General features: G+C 59.9%; 20 protein-coding genes. 19 read left to right on the top strand and 1 reads right to left on the bottom strand.

The annotated features are described in order from the left end of the window. Nucleotides 1-15: 15 nt before the first annotated feature. The 11 genes from Q4543_RS19465 (at nt 16) to Q4543_RS19415 (ending at nt 9,786) form a co-directional block, all read left to right on the top strand. Nucleotides 16-657 carry a hypothetical protein gene (locus Q4543_RS19465; protein ID WP_303441051.1) on the top strand — a complete coding sequence of 214 codons (642 nt, stop codon included), beginning with the start codon at nt 16-18 and terminating at the stop codon, nt 655-657. Next, nucleotides 654-1,244 carry a hypothetical protein gene (locus Q4543_RS19460; RefSeq protein ID WP_303441049.1) on the top strand — a complete coding sequence of 197 codons (591 nt, stop codon included), beginning with the start codon at nt 654-656 and terminating at the stop codon, nt 1,242-1,244. The genes Q4543_RS19465 and Q4543_RS19460 overlap by 4 nt, the downstream gene beginning before the upstream one ends. Beyond that, nucleotides 1,241-1,687 (top strand): hypothetical protein, encoded by a 447-nt coding sequence (locus tag Q4543_RS19455; protein ID WP_303441047.1) that lies wholly within the window; start codon nt 1,241-1,243, stop codon nt 1,685-1,687. The genes Q4543_RS19460 and Q4543_RS19455 overlap by 4 nt, the downstream gene beginning before the upstream one ends. Continuing rightward, nucleotides 1,677-4,124, top strand: coding sequence for a hypothetical protein (locus Q4543_RS19450; protein ID WP_303441045.1), 2,448 nt, complete (start codon nt 1,677-1,679; stop codon nt 4,122-4,124). Before Q4543_RS19455 ends, Q4543_RS19450 begins: the two co-directional genes overlap by 11 nt. A 12-nt stretch (nt 4,125-4,136) precedes the next feature. Then, a complete protein-coding gene (locus tag Q4543_RS19445) occupies nt 4,137-4,508 on the top strand; it encodes a hypothetical protein (RefSeq protein ID WP_303441043.1) in 372 nt (123 codons plus the stop codon). Beyond that, complete coding sequence (locus tag Q4543_RS19440) at nt 4,418-6,754, top strand: SGNH/GDSL hydrolase family protein (protein WP_303441041.1); 2,337 nt, start codon at nt 4,418-4,420, stop codon at nt 6,752-6,754. Before Q4543_RS19445 ends, Q4543_RS19440 begins: the two co-directional genes overlap by 91 nt. 1 nt (nt 6,755) lies before the next feature. Beyond that, a complete protein-coding gene (locus Q4543_RS19435; protein WP_303441040.1) occupies nt 6,756-7,565 on the top strand; it encodes a hypothetical protein in 810 nt (269 codons plus the stop codon). 93 nt (nt 7,566-7,658) lie between these two features. Beyond that, entirely contained in the window at nt 7,659-8,036 is a 378-nt protein-coding gene (locus Q4543_RS19430; protein ID WP_216004475.1) for a hypothetical protein, read from the top strand. Nucleotides 8,037-8,211: 175 nt separating this feature from the next. After that, the gene (locus tag Q4543_RS19425) at nt 8,212-8,472 is read left to right on the top strand and encodes a hypothetical protein (protein ID WP_303441039.1); all 261 of its coding nucleotides are present in this window, start codon (nt 8,212-8,214) and stop codon (nt 8,470-8,472) included. Nucleotides 8,473-8,548: 76 nt separating this feature from the next. Beyond that, the gene (locus Q4543_RS19420) at nt 8,549-9,256 is read left to right on the top strand and encodes a peptidoglycan-binding domain-containing protein (RefSeq protein WP_303441037.1); all 708 of its coding nucleotides are present in this window, start codon (nt 8,549-8,551) and stop codon (nt 9,254-9,256) included. Nucleotides 9,257-9,414: 158 nt separating this feature from the next. Continuing rightward, nucleotides 9,415-9,786 carry a hypothetical protein gene (locus Q4543_RS19415; RefSeq protein ID WP_303441035.1) on the top strand — a complete coding sequence of 124 codons (372 nt, stop codon included), beginning with the start codon at nt 9,415-9,417 and terminating at the stop codon, nt 9,784-9,786. Between the two features lie 660 nt (nt 9,787-10,446). On the opposite strand, the gene Q4543_RS19410 is transcribed toward Q4543_RS19415, so the two are convergent. Continuing rightward, nucleotides 10,447-11,817, bottom strand: coding sequence for an aminotransferase (locus tag Q4543_RS19410; protein WP_303441034.1), 1,371 nt, complete (start codon nt 11,815-11,817; stop codon nt 10,447-10,449). Nucleotides 11,818-11,964: 147 nt separating this feature from the next. On the opposite strand from Q4543_RS19410, the gene Q4543_RS19405 reads away from it, so the two are divergent. The 8 genes from Q4543_RS19405 (at nt 11,965) to Q4543_RS19370 (ending at nt 19,685) form a co-directional block, all read left to right on the top strand. After that, complete coding sequence (locus tag Q4543_RS19405; protein WP_303441032.1) at nt 11,965-12,597, top strand: TetR/AcrR family transcriptional regulator; 633 nt, start codon at nt 11,965-11,967, stop codon at nt 12,595-12,597. After that, nucleotides 12,591-13,472, top strand: coding sequence for an ABC transporter permease (locus Q4543_RS19400; RefSeq protein ID WP_303441030.1), 882 nt, complete (start codon nt 12,591-12,593; stop codon nt 13,470-13,472). Before Q4543_RS19405 ends, Q4543_RS19400 begins: the two co-directional genes overlap by 7 nt. After that, a complete protein-coding gene (locus tag Q4543_RS19395; RefSeq protein ID WP_303441028.1) occupies nt 13,469-14,275 on the top strand; it encodes an ABC transporter permease in 807 nt (268 codons plus the stop codon). Before Q4543_RS19400 ends, Q4543_RS19395 begins: the two co-directional genes overlap by 4 nt. Before the next feature lie 4 nt (nt 14,276-14,279). Further along, on the top strand, nt 14,280-15,359 hold the full coding sequence (locus tag Q4543_RS19390; protein ID WP_303441088.1) for an ABC transporter ATP-binding protein: 1,080 nt from the start codon (nt 14,280-14,282) through the stop codon (nt 15,357-15,359). A gap of 26 nt (nt 15,360-15,385) precedes the next feature. Further along, nucleotides 15,386-16,423, top strand: a complete 1,038-nt coding sequence (locus Q4543_RS19385; RefSeq protein WP_303441026.1) for a PotD/PotF family extracellular solute-binding protein — start codon at nt 15,386-15,388, stop codon at nt 16,421-16,423. Nucleotides 16,424-17,044: 621 nt separating this feature from the next. Beyond that, nucleotides 17,045-17,635 (top strand): TetR/AcrR family transcriptional regulator, encoded by a 591-nt coding sequence (locus Q4543_RS19380; RefSeq protein ID WP_267168800.1) that lies wholly within the window; start codon nt 17,045-17,047, stop codon nt 17,633-17,635. 1 nt (nt 17,636) lies between these two features. Continuing rightward, a complete protein-coding gene (locus tag Q4543_RS19375) occupies nt 17,637-18,569 on the top strand; it encodes a DMT family transporter (RefSeq protein WP_267168799.1) in 933 nt (310 codons plus the stop codon). Nucleotides 18,570-19,169: 600 nt separating this feature from the next. Beyond that, nucleotides 19,170-19,685 (top strand): DUF6538 domain-containing protein, encoded by a 516-nt coding sequence (locus tag Q4543_RS19370; protein ID WP_303441020.1) that lies wholly within the window; start codon nt 19,170-19,172, stop codon nt 19,683-19,685. Nucleotides 19,686-19,748: the final 63 nt, after the last annotated feature.

The following is a 19,748-nucleotide window of genomic DNA, read 5'->3' as shown; positions in this document are numbered from 1 at the left end:
CTATCCTTGATGCGGATGACATCCATCGACTGGGACATCGACTGGCGCGGGGCGCCGGAGGCGGGTCTTACGGACGGCAACACGCAGGTTGTGATGAACCAGTTTCCGCGCTGGGTCGGAAATCTCGAGATGACCATGCGCGATGATTTTTTGCGCTCTTGGCGCGCGCACCGCTGGCAGGCGCAAGGTCGGGTCGGCGCCTACAGGATCTACATGTTCGACCCGCTGGGCTTTAGCGCGCAGGTCCTGCTGGGCAGGGCGGCGGTGGCGGGCGGCATTCCCTTCTCGACCGGCGAGACGTTTTCAACGGGCATGGGGTTTGCGCCGAATGTGTATCTTGAGGCAGAAGCGGCATCTGCGGGCGACACCTGCGTGACGGTGAGCTGCAGCGAGGCTGACCTCGTTCCGGTGCCGGGGCAGATCATGAGCGTCGGTGACTGGCCGTTTGGTGTTGTCAGCGTGGAGTCGACCGGAGCCACGCAGTATCGCCTTGGGGTCCAGATGCCGCTGCGCGCCGACATTGCGGATGGCGATCTGGTTAGCTGTCTCGCGACAGGACTGTTCGAGGTCGACGACGATTTGGCCGGCGCTGCACCATATGGCAAGCTGAACAGCAGCACGTTCAACATCGCATTTCGTGAGGTGCTGAACCGATGAGCTTTTTCCCCTCCACCTTCGATCCGCGCGATGATCGGATCGGGATCCTTGACCTGATGAGCATCGACACTGCGGATGGCGTGGTGCGGCTCATCATCGGGACCGACGCGGTGTTCACGGACACGCTGGGCCGCAAATGGTACGGCTCGCAGATGTTCAGCGTCGAGAGCATGGAGAGCGCCATCAATGGCGTGGCCCCGGCTGGGACCGCAACGCTGGCTTATTTTCAAGATCCGGCGGCGGGCAGCCTGATCACCTCTCTGAGAGAGCAGGGCGCGGACTACATCGACGGCGAGAACGTCGATTTCTTCGTGCAGCCGCTGTGCCACATGGGCGAGTTCTACCGCCCGAGCATCGCCCCGCTGCAATGGTGCCGCCGCACGGCGCGGACGCTGACCTTCAGCCTGTCCGGTGCGGTGGAGCGGTCGATCAGCATGGGGTTTGAGGCGTGGAGCGAGGGCCGCAGGACGGCCCGGCGCATCGCGATAAACACCGAAGGCCACGCAACGCTGCTTGGCGGGGTGGCGAACCCCTCGCTTGAGTTCAAGCCGAGCACCGACTTCCAGCGAAACCCGATGTTCAGATGACCGAGATCATTCCAGAAATCATCCCGATGCAGCCGCTGTTTCGGGAGCTGAACCGCTGGGCGCACCTGCCGTTCGTGTGGGGCGAGAGCGACTGCTGCACCGTCCTGGCCGATTGGGTGCAGGTGGTGACCGGGCGCGACCCGGCGGCGCATGTCCGCGGGATGTATGCCACGCGGGGCGAGTGCCAGCGCGAGACGGGTTATCTGCGCGATCCGGTGGCCTGCATTGCGTCCTGCCTCGACACCATCGGCGGCTTGCCACGCTCTGACTGCGCCATGCGCCGCGGGGATATCGGCGTGTATCGCTATGCCGGTGACCGCTGGGCCTTTGGCGGGATCTGGACCGGCGAGCACTGGGCGACCCACATGGACCAAGGCGTGGCCTTCCGCGCCTCGCGCGCTGTCGAGGTGCTGGCGGCATGGGGGGTCGGCTATGAAGCGTGATCTATTCACGACGACTGCGCTGGCCGATCCGCGGGTGTTCCAGCCCCAGGTTGCGGGCTTTGCCTTCGGCGCGCTTGGCGGGACGGCGGCGGCCACGGCAGGAGCGACGTTCACGGCTGGTGCGGTCTCGGGCGCAGCCTTTGCAGCGACGGCCTTCGGCGGCATTGTGGTGCAAGCGACGGTCAGCATCGGTCTGGCGGCAGTCGCGGCGGCGCTACAAGGCCCGGCGACTGTGGCAAGGCCATCCTCATCGATGGTCAGCCTGACAAATCCTGTCACCTACGCTGCGTGGTGCCTCGGCACGGTGCGCAAATCTGGCGTGCTAGGGTTTGACCAGGAGGCGAATAAGTATCGCCATCAGGTCACGGTGCATTGCGCGCACCCCATAGAATCCTTCGTGCAGCACTATCTGGATGAGCTGCCGGTTGAGTATGACGGCATCGGCGAGTGCATCACCGACCCGCCGGGCGGATATGCCCGCATGGTAGAGATGTCGGGCAACTTGGGGCAACTGCCGCCGACGCTGCTGTCCGACGCATTCGGGCCGGGCTCGGATACGGAGATCACCGCCGCGCATAACTTCGTCGGGCTCGGCTGCACCTATCTTCGGGGCAAGCGGGTTTCGACCACCGAGGTGGCAGAGCGCTATCCCACGGGCCGGATGTGGGTGTCCTCTCCGGTTTTCAGGGGGCTGAACACGGTCCACGACCCACGCATTGACAGCACCGGCTGGACGGACAACGCAGCCCTGTTGGTCGCGTGGTGGCTGACCGAGCGCATGGGCGTGACGGTCGATTGGGGCGAGGTGGCCGAAGAGGCGGATGCCTGCGATGTGGCCGTGACCGATCTGTACGGCACGACCCGCGCAAAGTGGCGGATCAACGGCACGTTGTCCGACGATCAAGATTTCGAGACACAACGCACCATGCTGGCCGCAGCCTGCGATCTGTTTCTGTACGAGGGTCTGGACGGCAAGGTTGGCTTTCGGGTGGGGCGATACATCGAGCCGACCGTCACCTTGACGGCGCGCGACTTCATCGAGCTTCAGGCGACATCCGGGCAGACGGGCAGTTCGGCGCCGACCGAGATCGTGCCGGAATACATCGAGCCAGACAACGACTGGCTGGAATGGTCGACGGGCACGTGGGTGGTCGGGTCGGGCGACCAGACCCAGCGTGACACGCCGCAGATCTACATGGTGGACAACCACAACCAGGCGATCCGTATCGCCAAGCGGCTCGGTACCATCAGTCGCGCGGAATGGCAGCTCAGTGGGGCGCTCTGCGCGGTTGGTTATGAGTTGATCGGTCAGAGGTTTTTCCGCCTGCAACATGCCGAGCTGGGCATCGATGCCGTGTTCGAGGTCAGCAGCCTGACGCGGGAGAGCGTCGGGGCTTGGAGCCTTGAGGCGGTCAGCGTCACTGCCGCCGATTTCGATTTCGATAGCGCTTCGGAGGAGCCAGAGCGGCCCACGATCAGCGACACGGACGAGAGCACCATCAGCGTCGACGACATTTCCGGCGTCACCGCGTCCTCGGCCGCGAGCGGCCTCTTGCGCGTCGAATGGGACGAGCAGGACACGCTCTACGCGCAGGAGGTCGTCTACATCCGTCAGCTGGACGGCGAGGAATTCACGGCCACAGCATCGGCTCCGACCTATGCCGAGATCCGGGGGCTTGAGGTTGGCCGAGTCTACGAGGTGCAGCTGCGCAATGTGGACGGGTCGAGCAAGGGCGCGCTCTCCCCGGCATCGCCAATCGTGGTGACGATCTCGGGATACGTCTCGCCTGATGCCGTGTCAGTCACGTCTGCGACCGCTGACCTGGGCCGCGCCTTCTTTGAGGGGTCTTCCCCGTTCCGAACATCGGCCATTAGAATTTACCACAGCGTCACTAGCGATTTCGAAGACGCGACCGCCTTCGGATCTCTGGTGCCTGTTGGTGCATCCGGCCCGTTCTCGATCACCGTTGGTTCAGCCCGCACAGATCTCGTCACGAACGGCGCATTCGGCAACCCGGTGGGCCTCTCGCTTGGCGCTGGTTGGTCGGTCGGCTCGGGCGTGGCCTCGCATTCGGCGGGCAGTGCCGGGGACCTTGAGCAATCCGTCGATCTGGATGACGGGGCGGATTACCTGCTGACATACGAGGTGGTGAGCGCGAGCGCTGGCACCGTGACTGGCGTACTGGCCGGATCGACTGACGCCGCTGGAGCCGCCCGTAGCGCGCCAGGCACCTACCAAGACACGATCACCGCGCCCGCATCGGCGGACACGCTGACCATCCGCGCCGACGCCGCATTCAGCGGATCGGTGGACAATCTGCATCTGACCCGCGTGAACAGCAGCGCTGCGCCGACCGGATACTATTGGCTCGCTCCCGTCTCATACGACGGTGAGGAGGGGCCTGTGTCCGCATCCTACTACCTAATCATTCCATAAAGGATCGCGCCCATGACGACGCCAGAAACCCCGGCCAACATCTGGCTGGGCAACCCCATCACGCCCTTGCATCAGACCGACCCGAGCAAGATCGTGAAATGGGCGAACTACATACAGCAGCTGGCTGAGGCGTCTGGCGTCTTTGGCAAAGCGAGCTGGGCCGCGCTTCAGGGCGTCACGCCTACCGAAGAAGGTGTAATTGGGATTGTCGGAAGCGCAGCGACGGGCACGCATTCCGATTCCACGGCGACCGGTTACGATGGCGCGACCGTCGATGATGAGGGGGTTTATGCGTGGTATTTGGCGTGGGGCCGCTGGAAGCGCATCGCGATATTGGCGGCTCGGCGGTGGCTGAGCTTGATGCCGATTTCACGTCAGAGCTGAACGACCACACCACTGACACGGCAAACCCCCACGGCGTCACGGCGGCGCAGCTCGGGCTGGACAACCTACCGAACCTCGCGGCGGTGGATTTCCCGATCTCGACCGCAACGCAGACCGCGCTGGATGGGAAGGTCGACGCAGCCAGCCTGAAAGCCGTCGCGACCTCTGGAGAATATGCCGACCTGACCGGGGCGCCCGAACTTGATAGCTTCGCCACCTCCGCAGATGTGTTCGGACGGAGCAGCTGCCGCCCGGAATTGGGCGAAGCCTTTTCGTCTGAGGTCGAGGGTAGCAATCGGCCTGCGATCAGTAACGGCGCGCGCGCCACCACCACGCTTTTCGGGGATGTGTGGCGCTTGACCGGAGAGGACGCGGTTGGCGGCTTGCAGATCATCGCGCCGCGCCGAGAAATCGCCGTCGAAAGCGGGCGGCTCTATCGCGCTCGCTTTGTTTTCGCGCGGTCAGTCGATCCTACGGACCCGGCAGGGCACTTTATCACGATCCGAATGCAGAACTTGGGCGGGGCCCGCGCGGCGCTCTCCGACGTTACCATCGAAGGCATGAACCCCAGAGTTGCGTATGGGGCGCAGGAGTTCAGCTTCACCTTTGGCTTCTCAGGCACGACGGGGGCCACCTACTACGTTCCAGATTCGACGCGCTATGCCGTGCCCCACGCCCTTCTCTATGGCGGCGACCATGAGACCGACTTCGCCGTTATCGAAGTGCTCGACATTACGGACACAGCGGCGGCGGTCGCGGCAACCGGCGACTATAACGATCTGACAAACAAGCCGACGCTCGGAACCGCCGCGGCAACGGCGGCCACCGACTACGCCACGGCAGTGCAGGGCTTGAAGGCGGATGGGGCGGTTCAGCAGTCGGGCCTGGACGCAGCCCCGCAGAAAGCCGAAATGGTCAGCGGCGACTGGCTCTATGGCCGCGACAGCGAAAACGGCGGGACCACCGCGAAATTCGCGCCGAGCACTGTCGCGGAAAGCGTGGCCGATAACATCGGGGGCCGATACGCTACCGCCGCGCAAGGCGCGAAGGCCGACGACGCGCTGCCGAGCCTTGAGGTTTCCGAGGAAAGCGGCATGATTTTTGCCGTGGTCGATGAGGAGGGGCGGCGCACTTGGCTTGAAGCCGCGCCGGATGGAGGCCCGACCACCCGTGCGGCAGCCAAAGTCGGCGCGATGCTAGACGGCGCGAACACACCCGGCCTGCTCGGCGGCCAAGAGATTTACGACGAGAGCGGCGTAGGTGTCGGTTTCGTCGATCAGGACGGGCGGCGCACCGACCTGGAAGTGGGGCCGAATGGGAAATTCACGGATCGAGTGGTCTCTGGCCTGATCGAGCGGATGCTGACCGACACGGTGCTTTCGCAGATCTCCCAGGCGCTGGCCGTGCCTGACAATTTCTATTCTGGCCCGGGCATCACCTGCCTCGGTGACAGCCTGACAGCCGGGGCAGGAGGCACCCCATACCCGATCACGCTGGCGAGCTTGACGGGCAGGACCGTGACCAATCTCGGCGTCGGCGGCGAAACGTCCAACACCATCGTCGGGCGGGTCGGCGCGCTTCCTTATCTTGTCACCCCGGATGGCTGGCAAATCCCTGCTTCTGGCGGGGTCACTGTCACGCTGACCGGCGCCGATGGGGGCGGGGTTGCGCCGTTGTTGCAGCAAGACCGTGGCCTGAACCCCTGCATCCTGGCCGGGGTCGAGGGCACCCTAAGCTACTCCGGCGGGGTCTACACCTTCACGCGCAGCGAGGATGGCGATGCAGTCGACCTTCTGCGGCCCGAGCCTCTGCGGACCTCCTCGTGGGAGCGTAGAGGCGATATTTTCATTCTCTGGCTCGGGGAGAATGACGGCAACAACGACGCCACCACCATTATCGCCCGCAACAACGCCATCATCGAATGGATGGACGCCATGCAAAAGCGATGGCTGGTTGCCGGGCCAATCACCTCCACGATCAGCTATCGCCAGCCGATGCACGACCAATATCTCGCGGAGTACGGGCGGCGGTACGTCAATTTGCAGGAATACCTCGCCAGCTACGCGGCGCTCACCGAAGCGGGCATCACCGCGACGACGACCGACGACGACAACATCGCAATCGGGCGTGTGCCCGACAGTCTGCGCAGCGACGACACGCATCTCAACACGGCGGGCTACACGCTCGTCGCCAACTGCATCAAGTCCAGACTCGATGAGTTCGAGTGGCTAGAAGAGGACGAATAAAATGGGCCGTAAAATTGTACTCGAAGGCGTGACGCTGACCGACACCTCCGCGCCGGTCATCGCCAACGACATCCGGCTGAACCCCGGATCGCTGATCCTTACCGACTTCACGCACTCCATGACGGACGGAGGTGTGCCGGGCGATGGGGATACTGTCGCCAACATCGCATGGGAGCAGGCCGCCGAATTGATCGGCTCCGGGTCGCAGACCAGCCTCGCCTCGACCTTCGTCAACACATTTTCAGGCGCGCCCTATGGCGCGTTTGAGCGCACCTCGAATGGCGCTCTGTTCGGCGTCGTCAGCACGACCGACCAAGACGGCGGCGCAGCGCGCGTGGAAGGGTCCACGTCGATCACCAGCTATCTTGCCGCGAATAACAGCCGCGAATACGCGGTGTTCCTCTGGACAGACGTGCAGCGCGTCTCCTCGTCGGGCAGCAATCTTTTCACCAGCGGCATCGGCAATGCTTCGTCGTTTTCGTCATCGAACCTGTTTCTGATTGCTCTGGCAAATAGCCTTGGCGTGCGGCGGCAAGGCGAGTCTGGCGATAGCTGGACGCCAAACGGCAACAGCGGTCTCAATGGCCTGTATCAAGCGGCGTGGGGAAACATCCCGCCCTTCAACAGCCTCGCGCCGAATCGCGGGCAGAGCTTCATCCTCTACGCATATCACCTCATCGACGTCGAGGCGTCGGGCATGACCTACGACGAGTTGGAAGCTGCGGATATTGCGGCCTACGAGGCGTTTTTCGCCGAGGGCGGGCGAGGGTACGGCGACAGTCGCACCCTCGATCTGACGCAGTTTCCGTAACCATTCTGCGTGCAGCGCCGCCGTGCGCGTTGCGCGCACGGCCCAAGTCCGGGCCAGCACCTGCCCCTCCCCAGCGCCACGAAAGGAAGGCAAATGCCTGACAGAATACCCCAGCTCGCTGAGCTGTGGGCACACATCAAGCTATGGCTCGGCCTCTGGCTCACCTGGCTTTCCGGGGCCGCCGGACAGGTCGCCATCGCTGGGGCAGCTGGCGGCGCTGTGCGCTGGTGGATGGAGGCTCGCCGTCGCATCGCGAGCGGTATCGGCTCGGTCATCACCGGGGCGATCTTTGCGCAGTATTTCGCCCCGATCACGCTCGCGATCATGAACAGGTACATCGGCCCTCTGGGGGATGGCGCCTATGCCACCGCCGCCTTCGCGGCCGGCCTCGGCGGAATGTCGATCGCAAAGATCATTATCGCCGCCGTTGAAGCCGGCGCAGGGAAGCTGAACCATGAAAAGCAGGACTGAGAGGGCTGCGACAGCGGCGACCAGACAGGCAGCCAGGGAAGGGCGCATATGGTTGTTGATGGCACCGATCCTAGCCCTGATCTGGGTGGTTTCCCCGGGGATTGAGACAAGGACCTGGCCAGTCGTCACGCCCGCCGCAATCGTGGCGATCGAAGATCTCGGAGGGGGGGGCCGGATGGAACTCGAGGCAGAGAAGTTGCGCGAATGCGACTGGCGGTCCGTGGAATGGGTTCTCGGCGCGAGGGGTGCGAACGGCCCATCGGTTCAGGCCTACTTCGCGGACCCGCCACAAAGCCGGGAGCGTGGCGTGTTGCGCTGGAAAGATCTGCATGTCCGCCTGCCGGAGCACCTCCTGCTCACCGGTAGCTACGGCGACGTGCTGCATCAATGCTACGGCCCAGCCCTCGGGAAAACCCGGAGTTGGCTCTACCGCTGACGTCACATCACCCACCATCCAAATCTATACCGCCCGGCCATCGCGTCGGGCTTTTTCATGGGAGAAGACCATGCCGATGAACAGGATCATTCTGCACCATACCGGCGGCAGCTACGCCGTAAGCAACCTGGACCGCGAGCATTACCACCGGATCATCGACGGTTCGGGGGAGGTTCATGACGGGGTTCATGCCATCGCAGCGAACGCCCCGGGCCGCACCCTGACGACCGGTACCTATGCGGCCCACACGCGCGCGTTGAACACCGGCAGCATCGGCGTGTCGATCTGCGCGATGGCGAGCGCGGAATGGGGCGCTGTGGGACGCTGGGCCTATCCTGTACGCCAGGAGCAGGTCGAGGCGCTGGTGGCCGAGACGGCGCATCTCTGCGGCCTATATGGGATCGCCGTCACCCGGCAGTCGGTCCTCAGCCATGCCGAGGTCGAGCCGACCTTGGGCGTCTGGCAGCGCGGCAAATGGGATTTCGATTATACGCTGTTTGGCGGGACGGCCTCCCGCGATCCGGTCACGGTTGGAGACGAGTTTCGCGCCGCGGTGCTCGCGTGCATGGTCGCTCTGCCCGCCGCGCAAGACCATCCGTCACGCCCGACGCTTCGGCAGGGCGAAACCGGGCACTATGTCCGCGATGCGCAAGATGCCCTCGGCATCACGGTCGATGGGGCCTTCGGCCCGATTACCCGCGCCGCCGTGGTTGCGTTCCAGGCGCAGCACGAGCTTCTGCCCGACGGGGTGATCGGGCCGATGACCTGGGCGGCGCTGCTGTGAGCCAGCCCGATCCGCTTCGCCCCAATCCTGCCGACGATGACACCGACCGTCTGCGCGCGCTCTTTCGGGGGCGCGCATGCTGATCCCGATTACCGACTGGCGGCTTTGGCTCGCGTTCAACGCGGCTACGCGCCGCATCACACCGAAGGAACACGACAATGGACTGGACCAACATCCTCGCGGCGTTCGAGCCGTATCTGACCGAGCTGATCGCGGCCGCGCTGTCCGGGCTGCTGTATCAACTGCTCAAAGGCGTGGTCGAGCGCGCAACTCTGCACTCCGCGATTAAGACCGGGGTTGGCAAGGCGATCGCCATGCTCGCTGACGGCAAGATCACCAAAGAAGAACTGATCGACTTCGCGCTGAGTTACGCGCGAACGTCCTCGCCCGGCGCGGTCAAGGGGCGGAAAGCCACGACCGAGATCATGGAAGGCATCGCCATGTCGAAGCTGAGCGAGTTTCCGACAAGCCTTCTGCCGCTTGCCTTGCCAGGGGCCAGCCCGAAAGCGGGATCGTCGCAGGATCAGTGATCCGCGCCCGCAGTTAGCGATCAGTGGGGCCTGTCCAACGAATCCCTCCGAGGGAGACTATCTAAGCTGAGGCATTCCGTTCCGGGTTCAAGCCACGCGCCCGGTCTTCCCGTGGGCGCACACCGGGCTTCTGGCCCGGATCCGGCAATGCACTGAGATGGAAACTTGATACACCCATGCCCCGACCTCTGCGCACGCAACCAGCCCGAATCGGAAGTTGCCCGTTGAAAGCTCGGCAGTCTGCCTCCCGACAGGTCGGGCGGGAAGTGTGCATTCGCTGCGCCTGCGCGGGCAGATCCCCAGTTTGAGGAAAGCGGCCATTCATGGGTGAGAAGCATCGGCTCTCTTGCTGCACCATGCATCAAGCGCAGGAAGCGGTGTTTGCAAAGTCGCGTGATTTGGGACCTGATCGACGACGCGATTGGTCCCAACCAGACCTTCATTTATCTCTCGCCGCATGTCGGCTTCGAGTCCGATCTGTAAGTCCCTTTTTTTTGTGCTGTGTGCGTTCGCAGCGAGGTGAATGCAGCATGACCGAGAAATTTCGTACTGCCACGCAGCGTGAGAACCAGCCACTCACGCAGATCGCAGTGAGGATCAGCGGCCGAATTCACAGGGCGCGGTCAACGCGGTCATTCATAGCGTTTGAGCAAGAGATCCCTATTGATGCTCCGCTGCGGCGGCCCTCATGATACCCGCACGCAGAATCGAAACCATCTCATCGATCTGAGGTTTCGTTATCGTGAGTGGCGGTGACATGACGCAGGAATTATAGATCGGGCGCACGAGCAATCCAAGGTCCTGACATGCTTCATCCACCTTTGTGGCAAAGGCGCAGTCGCGGTCTTCGTCGGGGTTACTGGCATCAAGCTCGCATTCGACACCTGCCATAAGACCTACGACGCGCACGTCGGTTACAACTGGTAGATCGCTTAGGGAGTTCATGGCCTCGGCAAAGTACGGCGCAATGTCGCGCGCATGTTCAAGTAAATTGCTGTCTTCAAAGATGTCGAGATTCGCCATAGCGCAGGCCGCCGACGCGGGGTGGCCGGAGTAGGTGAAACCGGACGTGAACGCACGATACTCATTGGTGGATGCATTGATATCGTTGATCAACCGGTCCGAAATAAGCAGCGCGCCCATCGGCAAATATCCCGATGTCATGCCCTTGGCCGTAGTGATCATGTCGGGCACGACGCCGAAAACGTCTTCGGATGCAAAGTAGTACCCCAACCGCCCGAAGGATGTAACGACTTCGTCTGCAATAAACAGAATGTCGTATCTCTTGCAGATCTCGTGGCAGCGCTTGAAATACCCCTCTGGCGGAACAACGACACCGCCCGAGCCCATAACCGGTTCTGCGATAAAGGCACCGACCTTGTCCGCACCTACCTCAAGAATTTTGGCTTCCAGTTCTGCGACCAACATATCGCCGAACTCTTCAACAGACATTCCCGTTGGCCGGTCCTTTGGTTTCGGACTGGAGATGAAGTTGGCCAGGCCCTGCGCCATATCCATATGGGCCTTTTCGCTTTTTTTGCCTGATACACTGCTGCTTAGATAGGTGCTGCCGTGATAGCCGTTCACACGCGAGATGATCTGCTTCTTCTCGGGACGACCGAGGCAGTTGTTGTAGAAAAACACAAAACGTAGCGCTGAATCGACTGCCGTAGACCCACCCGTGGTGAAAAAGACATTGTTCAAATCACCGGGTGCGATGCTGGCCATACGTTCGGCGAGTTTCGTCGTGATGGGCGCGGACATCGTCCAAGGCGAAAAGTAGGAAAGCTCTTCCATCTGCTTCACAACGGCGTCGGAAATTTCGCGGCGACCATGGCCGACGTTGACGCACCACATGCCACCTGGGCCGTCGATAAGTTTATTGCCCTCGGCGTCCTGGACGTAGATGCCTGAACTTCCCTCAAGCACCGTCGCCTCATCCTGTCCGAGGGCAGTGACATCCTGCCAGGGGCGCACGATGTGGCTGTCTTCGCTGCGAACGTTGGTTTGGTTGTTTGGTAAATCTGTCATGCTGTGTCCTTTGAAGAAATGCCCGCTGTCGCAAGGCATTTTTGCACCCGTTCCGCGCACTGTTAGAATCATTGTAGTCAGATATAATTTTGCATTCAACTACAATATTTGTTGATTTTTGCCCGCAACTGCGCTTACAAGAGTGTCATGGGACTACGTGAACAACAGAAAATTGAAAGAAAGCAGCACATCCTTGATGCTGCAGCCGAGTTATTCGGGCGGGACGGATTTGAAGCTGTGAAGGCCGAGCATATCGCCGAAATGGCGCGGGTCTCGGTCGGAACGCTCTACAACTACTTCCCGGGCAAGAACGAGATCCTAATGACCCTGATCGCCATAGAGAATGAGCGGCTTGAGGATATGGGGCGGGCATTCGCGCCAGATTTTGATGCCCCTGCGGCGGACATCTTCAGCGCTTTCCTGCTTCAGTACTTTGCACCGGAAACGATGCTTCTGAACAAGGCGCTTTGGCGTAAGGGATTTGCGATCTCCTTTGCGGACGTCACGTCAAAAGAAGCACGTCGCCTGCGTCGATCTGACCGCGTGCTGAGTGACCACGTCGTTGCATTGACCGAGAGCTTGCAGTCACGCGGCCTGCTGCGGGGCGACCTTGACAGCACCGTTTTTGGCAGAACGCTTTTTAACAACGCGAACATGATGTTTTTCGATTACACCCGTTCTGAAAATCAAACCTATCAAGATGTAACGGAAGGAATTGAGGCGATGACGCGTGCCCTTGTTGCAATTGCACTGCCCGCACAGCAGGCAAAAAAATGCTAACGCGATTGCAACTGGATTCCGATGCGCGACGCGGGTTGTCGCAAATTAGCCTGCCGTTTGCGTTCTCGGTCCTGTTGTTAGCGGCGCCACTGGCTATATTGCTCGCGATGAGCTTCTGGACGCAGGACTTTCTGGTGCTGGATCGCGCATTCACGCTCGCTAATTTCAAGGAAGCCTGGACCAGCCCGATCTATCAGACCTTGATGCTGCGTTCGCTCAAGATATCGATCATCGTCACCGTGCTGACGGTTGGCCTTGCGTATCCGGCGGCCTATTACATGTCATTCGTAGCCCCCAATAATCGCAAGGCGCTACTGGTGTTTTTGATCACCATTCCGTTTTGGACCTCCTATTTGATGCGGATTTTCCTGTGGAAGGTGATTCTTGGATTCAACGGAGTGGTCAACGGATCGCTCATCGGGTTGGGGGTAATAGACACGCCGCTAGATTGGATCAGCTACAACCAGTTTGCCGTTATTATTACGCTTAGCCATGCATGGCTGCCTTTTGCGGTGTTGCCGATCTTTGTGGTGATGGAAAAGATAAATCGGTCATATCTCGAAGCCGCCCAGGACCTTGGCGACACCCCGTTCCAGCGGTTTCGTCGAATTACCTTGCCGTTGTCGATGCCCGGCGTTGTGGCGGCCACGCTCATTGTTTTCATCCCGACGATTGGTGATTACGTGACGCCCAGACTGGTCGGTGGACCAAACGGATTGATGATCGCCAACATGATCGAAATTCAGTTCAAGAATGCCAATAATGCTCCATTGGGGGCCGCACTTGCGTTATCAGCCCTGATATTGGTGAGCAGCGTTGCGGGTATCTTTGTCTGGCTCAATCGCCGCTACCTGAAGGCGGAGGGCGCAGCATGAGCAGGCGCGTTCTCACAATGTTTATGATCATCTTCATGATCTTTCTCTATGCACCGACACTCCTTTTGCCGATCTTTGCCTTCAACGACAGCAGCATTATCTCGTTTCCGTTATCTGGGTTTACGTTTAGTTGGTTCAAATCGTTGGGCGCTGCAGAGGAATTGCGAAAAGCTGCCGGGACCAGCCTGATCATTTCCGCCGTCAGTTCCATAATTGCAACCATGCTCGGCCTATTGGCAACGTCGGCCACGGTCCGATACCGGTTTCCCGGCAAAGGTTTTGCGATTGGTGCGATCATGCTGCCGATGTTTCTGCCTGAAATCATTATCGGTGTGTCTTTGCTCACGGTCGTACTTCTGGCGGGGTTTAAGCTCTCTATCTACACCATCATTATAGGACATGTGTTGATCTGCACGCCGTTCTGCATCGCAATCTTGCGCTCATCGTTCCAGCAACTTGATCCTAGTTTAGAAGAAGCATCGCTCGACCTTGGTGAATCCCGCATTAATACGTTTCGTAGGGTGACCTTACCGTTAATTATGCCGGGCGTGGTGTCCAGCTTACTCATCGGCTTCACCATTTCACTGGATGAATTTGTGATTGCCTTTTTCCTTTCAGGAACCGAGCCCACGCTGCCAGTCTACATTTGGTCGCAACTGCGTTTCCCACAGCGAATTCCTAGCGTTATGGCCCTTGGCACACTTCTGCTGATCCTGTCGGTCGTGCTTCTGACACTTTCCGAATTGCTGAGGCGGCGCAGTGCGCGCCGTCTTGGCCAAAAAGCGACAAGCGGGGCTTTGTAGAGTGATGATCAAACTTTCCAACATCGAAAAATATTACGGCACGTACCACGCGCTGCGTGATGTGAATTGCCACATAAATGAAGGTGAGTTCTTTTCGCTTCTTGGGCCATCAGGCAGCGGTAAGACAACGCTGTTGCGCACCATTGCGGGGTTCGAAGAGATCGATTCTGGCGCCGTAATGATTGGCGGTCAATCAATGGTCGGCGTGCCGCCCAACATGCGGCCCACAAACATGGTCTTTCAAAGCTACGCTATTTTTCCGCACATGAGTGTCGCGCAGAACGTGGCCTACGGGCTCCGCTCGCAACGTTTAAACAAGGCTAAAACGGCCGAAATGGTGAGGGAGTCGCTGGGGAAGGTTGGCCTCGCGGGCTACGGCGAACGCGCCGCCCACGCGCTGTCGGGCGGACAACGCCAGCGCGTTGCCTTGGCACGCGCACTGATCTTGAAGCCGAAGGTCTTGCTGCTGGACGAGCCGCTTTCCGCGCTTGACCGAAAACTTCGCGAACAAATGCAGTCGGAGCTTCGCCACTTGCAACGCAGCCTCGGGATCACCTTCGTTCTGGTGACCCACGACCAAGAAGAAGCACTGACAATGTCGGACCGCGTCGCCGTGATGTTTGAGGGTCAAATCGCACAACTGGATTCTCCACAAGCGCTGTACAAACGACCCGCCTCCAAACGTGTGGCCGAATTTTTTGGGGCGATGAACATCCTCAAAGCTGACGTTCTTGAGGTGAAGGGCGACATCGCTACGACCAGGATCGAAGGGTTGGGTGTCGCGGACCTCGCATTCAACCCACAACCGGCTGCGGACGCATCAAGTCATTACTGTGCGGGTGTGCGCCCTGAATTGATGACCATTCTGGACGATGGCGCGAAGGCTTATGACAAAGAGACCCCCGCAATTGTGACCGATGTCGAGTACCGCGGGGAGCTGACATATTACGACGTCAAATTCGAGAGCTCGGACACACCGGTCGTCGTGTCCATGCGCAACACCAGCAACCGCGAACTAAGAGAAGTCGGACAACAAGTCCGCATCGGCTGGGAGAGCGCTTCGGCGGTTCTCCTGCTGGATTAAATATAAACCAACATTGGAGACTTAGAATGCTAAGAACCTTGAAACGAACGACGACTGTAATCGCAGTCGCCGCCACACCAACTCTTGCCGCAGGGCAGGAGCTGATTGTTCTGGATTGGTCTGGCTTCGAGGATCCGGGCTTTATCGAGGCCTACATCGAAGAGCACGGCGGCCCGCCAAGCTATTCCTTTTTCGGCGAAGAAGAAGAAGCGTTTCAGAAATTGCGCGCAGGGTTTGAGGTCGACGTAGCACACCCATGCTCGCAGTCCGTGTCGAAATGGCAGTTGGCCGGTTTGATCGAACCGCTTGATACGTCGCGCATTGATCGCTGGGATGATGTGAACGAGGTCAAGGAAGCCTTCGTGATTGACGGCGATTACTACATGTTGCCGACCGACTGGGGTACGACATCGCTTGTCTACCGCACTGATCTGGTCGATGCGTCCAAAATGGACAGCCTGCAGGCTTTTCTCGACCCGGAATTTGCGGGCCGGGTTTCGCTGCCTAACAATGTCGATGACGTTTATGCGCTCGGGCTTTTGGCGACAGGTGTGACCGATTGGAGCGACGTGACACAAGAACAGTTCGAGGCCGCCTCTGCATGGCTGCGTCAGGCGCATCCCAATGTTGTGACATATTGGGCTGACAATGCAGAGCTTGCACAGCTGATGACCACGGGCGAGGTTTCGCTGGCATGGGCGTGGAACGAGACTCCTACGACGCTTATCGGCGAAGGCATCCCCGTCGCGAATAATCGCGAAGCCGCTGAGGGGTCGTCATCGTGGTTCTGCGGGTATGTGAATGTCGTTGACGGGCCAAACTCCGAAGACCTGATGTATGATTTCCTCAACGCTTGGATGGAGCCTGCAACCGCCGACTACATCGTGCAGGCCTGGGGTTACGGCAGTGGCAACCAAGCTCAGATGGCGTCTTTGGGATCTGAGGTGCTAGACAGTGTTGGCCTCGGTGAGGTTTCCGCACCGGTCTTGGCACAGGGTCCGCTGGACAATCGGATGCGTGAGCAGATGATCGTCGAATTCGAAAACATTAAGGCTGGATTCTAAGAGAAGCCAATCTCAATCAGGGGCTGTGTCTAAGGCGCAGCCCCTGATTTAAACGCAAACTGTGTCGCCCATAGAGCCCCAAACAGATGCGCATGCTGAAGGCTTGTATTATTCGTTTCGGGTTGCCTGCGTCTCGATTGCTGGAGCAACCATGGTGAAATTTCCGTTTGGATTGCGCCGGTTGTAATCTGTACGAATGGTCCCTTAGGGAAAATTCGCCGCATTGCTGAAGTTCTCGTGTGTCGGCGCAAGCCAATGCTGTACTTGCATTCGCTGCGTGCGCAAAAGACCGGATTAATTCAGCACAGTAGGCATCGGTGCGAAGCGCGGCGAATGTCTGACTCTCGCACGCGCTTGCCTGAAGGTTCTGATGCTGCAGTAGCACAGACCATGTCCGCTTGGGGCTGACAGCGGTCATCGGGGCAACTCCAGGGAGGCCCTGATGATGCAAGACCAAGTGCTGAAGCGCCGCAAGGCAGCTGTGAGCCCAAAGTTACGTGATGCTGCTACGCGGCCAATGGCCGCTAAGCGGAACTTCGAAAACGGTCGCCAGCATTGCTTTGCCCCTTGCGGCTCCTCGATTGTAGGTATACCGACCTACCTATAATCGGGAGATTCGACATGGCCCTGCCAAGTAAGACACCAAAAGGATCTGCACATGATCGCCTCATGCAAGCCGCCATGATCCTTTTCTACAACCACGGCATCAACGGAACTGGCATAGATGCCATTGTGGAACGCGCAGGCGTGGCGAAAAAGAGCCTCTACAACAACTTTGCCTCCAAGGCTGATCTGGTGAACCAGTATCTCGAAGCACGGCATGCAGAATGGTTAGCGCTCTATGATAGGCGTGTGGCAACGGCAAAAGAGCCCGATCAACGTATCCTTGCGGTGTTCGATGCCTATCAGGATCACGCCGAATTTGCTTACGAGCGGGGGTTTCGCGGTTGCGGTTTGTTGAACGCGGCGGCTGAACTTGAGGCCGACGATGTTGGGCGGACCGCTGTTAGGCGTCACAAGGAACAAGTCGAAAGCATTTTTGCGCAGCATCTCTCGGAACTGCTGCCCGAAGAACCCGATCGTGTGGCGGCTTTGGCCGCACAGATTGCCTTTCTGCTGGAAGGCGCGATGGCACGGGCGGGACTGGAGGGCAGCAGCGCGCGGGTGATCACAGCACGAGCGATGGTCGACGACATGTTGAAGGCGCTTTGAAATGATGCAGGGACAAGCTTGGGGCGTGGTCGCAATACTGTTTGCGGCCGTCGTCTGGGGCACGACCGGAACGGCAGCAACATTTGCGCCCGATGTCAGTGCTGCCGCGATTGGTGCTGCCGCAATGGGGGTCGGTGGCATCGCACAAGCGTTAGTGGCCGCACGCGGCATCGCGCGATCTCGAACTGCCCTTTGGGATCAGCGTCGGCTTCTGGTGATTGGCGCGCTTTCGGTTGCGATTTATCCTCTGACTTTCTATGGCGCGATGCGACTGGCTGGCGTGACTGTCGGAACCGTCATTACGATCGGGTCTGCTCCACTGCTCTCGGCGCTTATCGAATATCTGCTGGACCGAAGAAATCTGACTTTACGGTGGTCCGTCGGGGCGCTTGTCGGGCTGGTCGGCATGGTGCTGATCTGCGTTGCAGAAAATCTCTCCCACGGCGAAGTGGTTGGTGGCGACTCCGTGCCTTTGGGTGTGCTTCTGGGGCTGACTGGCGGACTAACCTATGCCCTCTATTCCTGGAGCGCGCGGAAAATGATGCTGCGAGGCACGAGGTCGTCAGTTGCGATGGGGGCCACGTTTGGCCTTGGCGGTCTGCTGCTGATGCCGGTGCTGATCGCGACGGGAGGGCCGTTTCTTGCATCTTGGACAAACGCAGCCGTAGGGATCTACATGGCAGCCGTGCCTATGTTCTTAGGCTACCTTAGCTTTGGATTTGGTCTGGCCCGTGTGGAGGCGAGTATGGCAACGGTCATCACGCTGCTGGAGCCTGTCGTCGCGGCGGTTCTGGCTGTCCTCATCGTCGGAGAGCGTTTGCCGAACCTCGGATGGATTGGCGTGGTCTTGGTTGTCGGATGCCTTGTCATCATCACGATGCCTATGTCGCTCGGCGGGCGATTCCGTGCAAAAGCTCAATTTGAGCAATCCTGAACGACTTCTTAGGACTGGTAAGCGGTCACTGTGAGCTGGACTATGAACGGCAGAAAGGACCGCCCTGCCGACACTCGCCCCTCGGAAATGCCGCGCTGCGCGTGAATGTCAGCAATACGAAAGCCGCGCTGCAGCGTTACACCATCGGATGAACGGCAGGAGTGGGCCGGGTGTGCCGATCATCCTGGGCGATGGCTGCCACCTTGCAAAGGTCGCTATCTGCGCGTTGCTGACCTTTATTTTTGGTGCAGCACGAGAGCCGGTGAATCTCGCCCATGAAGGGCCGCTTTCCTCAACGCTGGCGACCCGCCCGCGCAGGCACAGTGAATGCACATTTTCTGCCTGTCTCGTCCGCCCGCTTCGGTCTGGCGGTGTGCCCGGGCGGCACGGTGGATGGGCCGGATGGCTTTTCGTGTCGTGGGGCACCCTCTTCGTATGTCATTGATTTGCATAGCTCGGCGAGTCTACCCGCGTGTGGCACGTAGGCCATGAAAACATTGGATAATCTTCCAAAATGGGTGCGCCGTGTGGGGGTACCAAAAACTTCGGTAAGGCATTGGTTTCGCTTAAGCTTCTCGCAACTTCTTGGAGCAGTAGACCATGTCGGAAACCATTTGCCCCTCGTTCACCTTCGTGAAATCAGGGATCTTCTACTTCAGCCGTCGCATACCGACCGAGCTGAAGAGCCACTACACTTCGCCCCGCATCGCTTTTTCGCTTCGTACGAGATCCGCCCGGATTGCCGAGGCCAGAGCCAGACGCGCGGCTGATCAACTTGACGAGTACTGGTTTCATCTCCTGTCACAGTCGAAGGAATTGCCGGGCAAGCACATGCTTCGGCTTCAGCGAGATCCTCGGGCGGCATCGAAGGCAACACCTGCCCCACGGGTCGAAACGGTCTCAGAGACGATCAGGCTTTCCGAAAGCATGGCGCTCTACCTCAAGCACAAGGGCAACAATCGCCCCGACACCTTCCATCGCGCCGCCGAGAGAGCTTCGGGCTATGTCATCGACTCCTGTGGCGACAAGCCCCTCGACGCCTACACGCGGGTTGACGCGAACGCCTTCCGCGACAGCCTGATCGAGCGCGGTCTCGCTGGCAGGAGCTATGGCTGAATCTGGTGTTTGGGCGGTTTGAAAGCTGGCGGTGCATCTGGTTGGTTTGATGTTGCCAAACAA

It is taken from the genome of Salipiger sp. 1_MG-2023 (assembly GCF_030547555.1).
Classification (GTDB): Bacteria; Pseudomonadota; Alphaproteobacteria; order Rhodobacterales; family Rhodobacteraceae; genus Salipiger.
The sequence above is the reverse complement of the archived record's forward strand: the minus strand, read 5'-3'. Positions and strand labels throughout refer to the sequence as shown.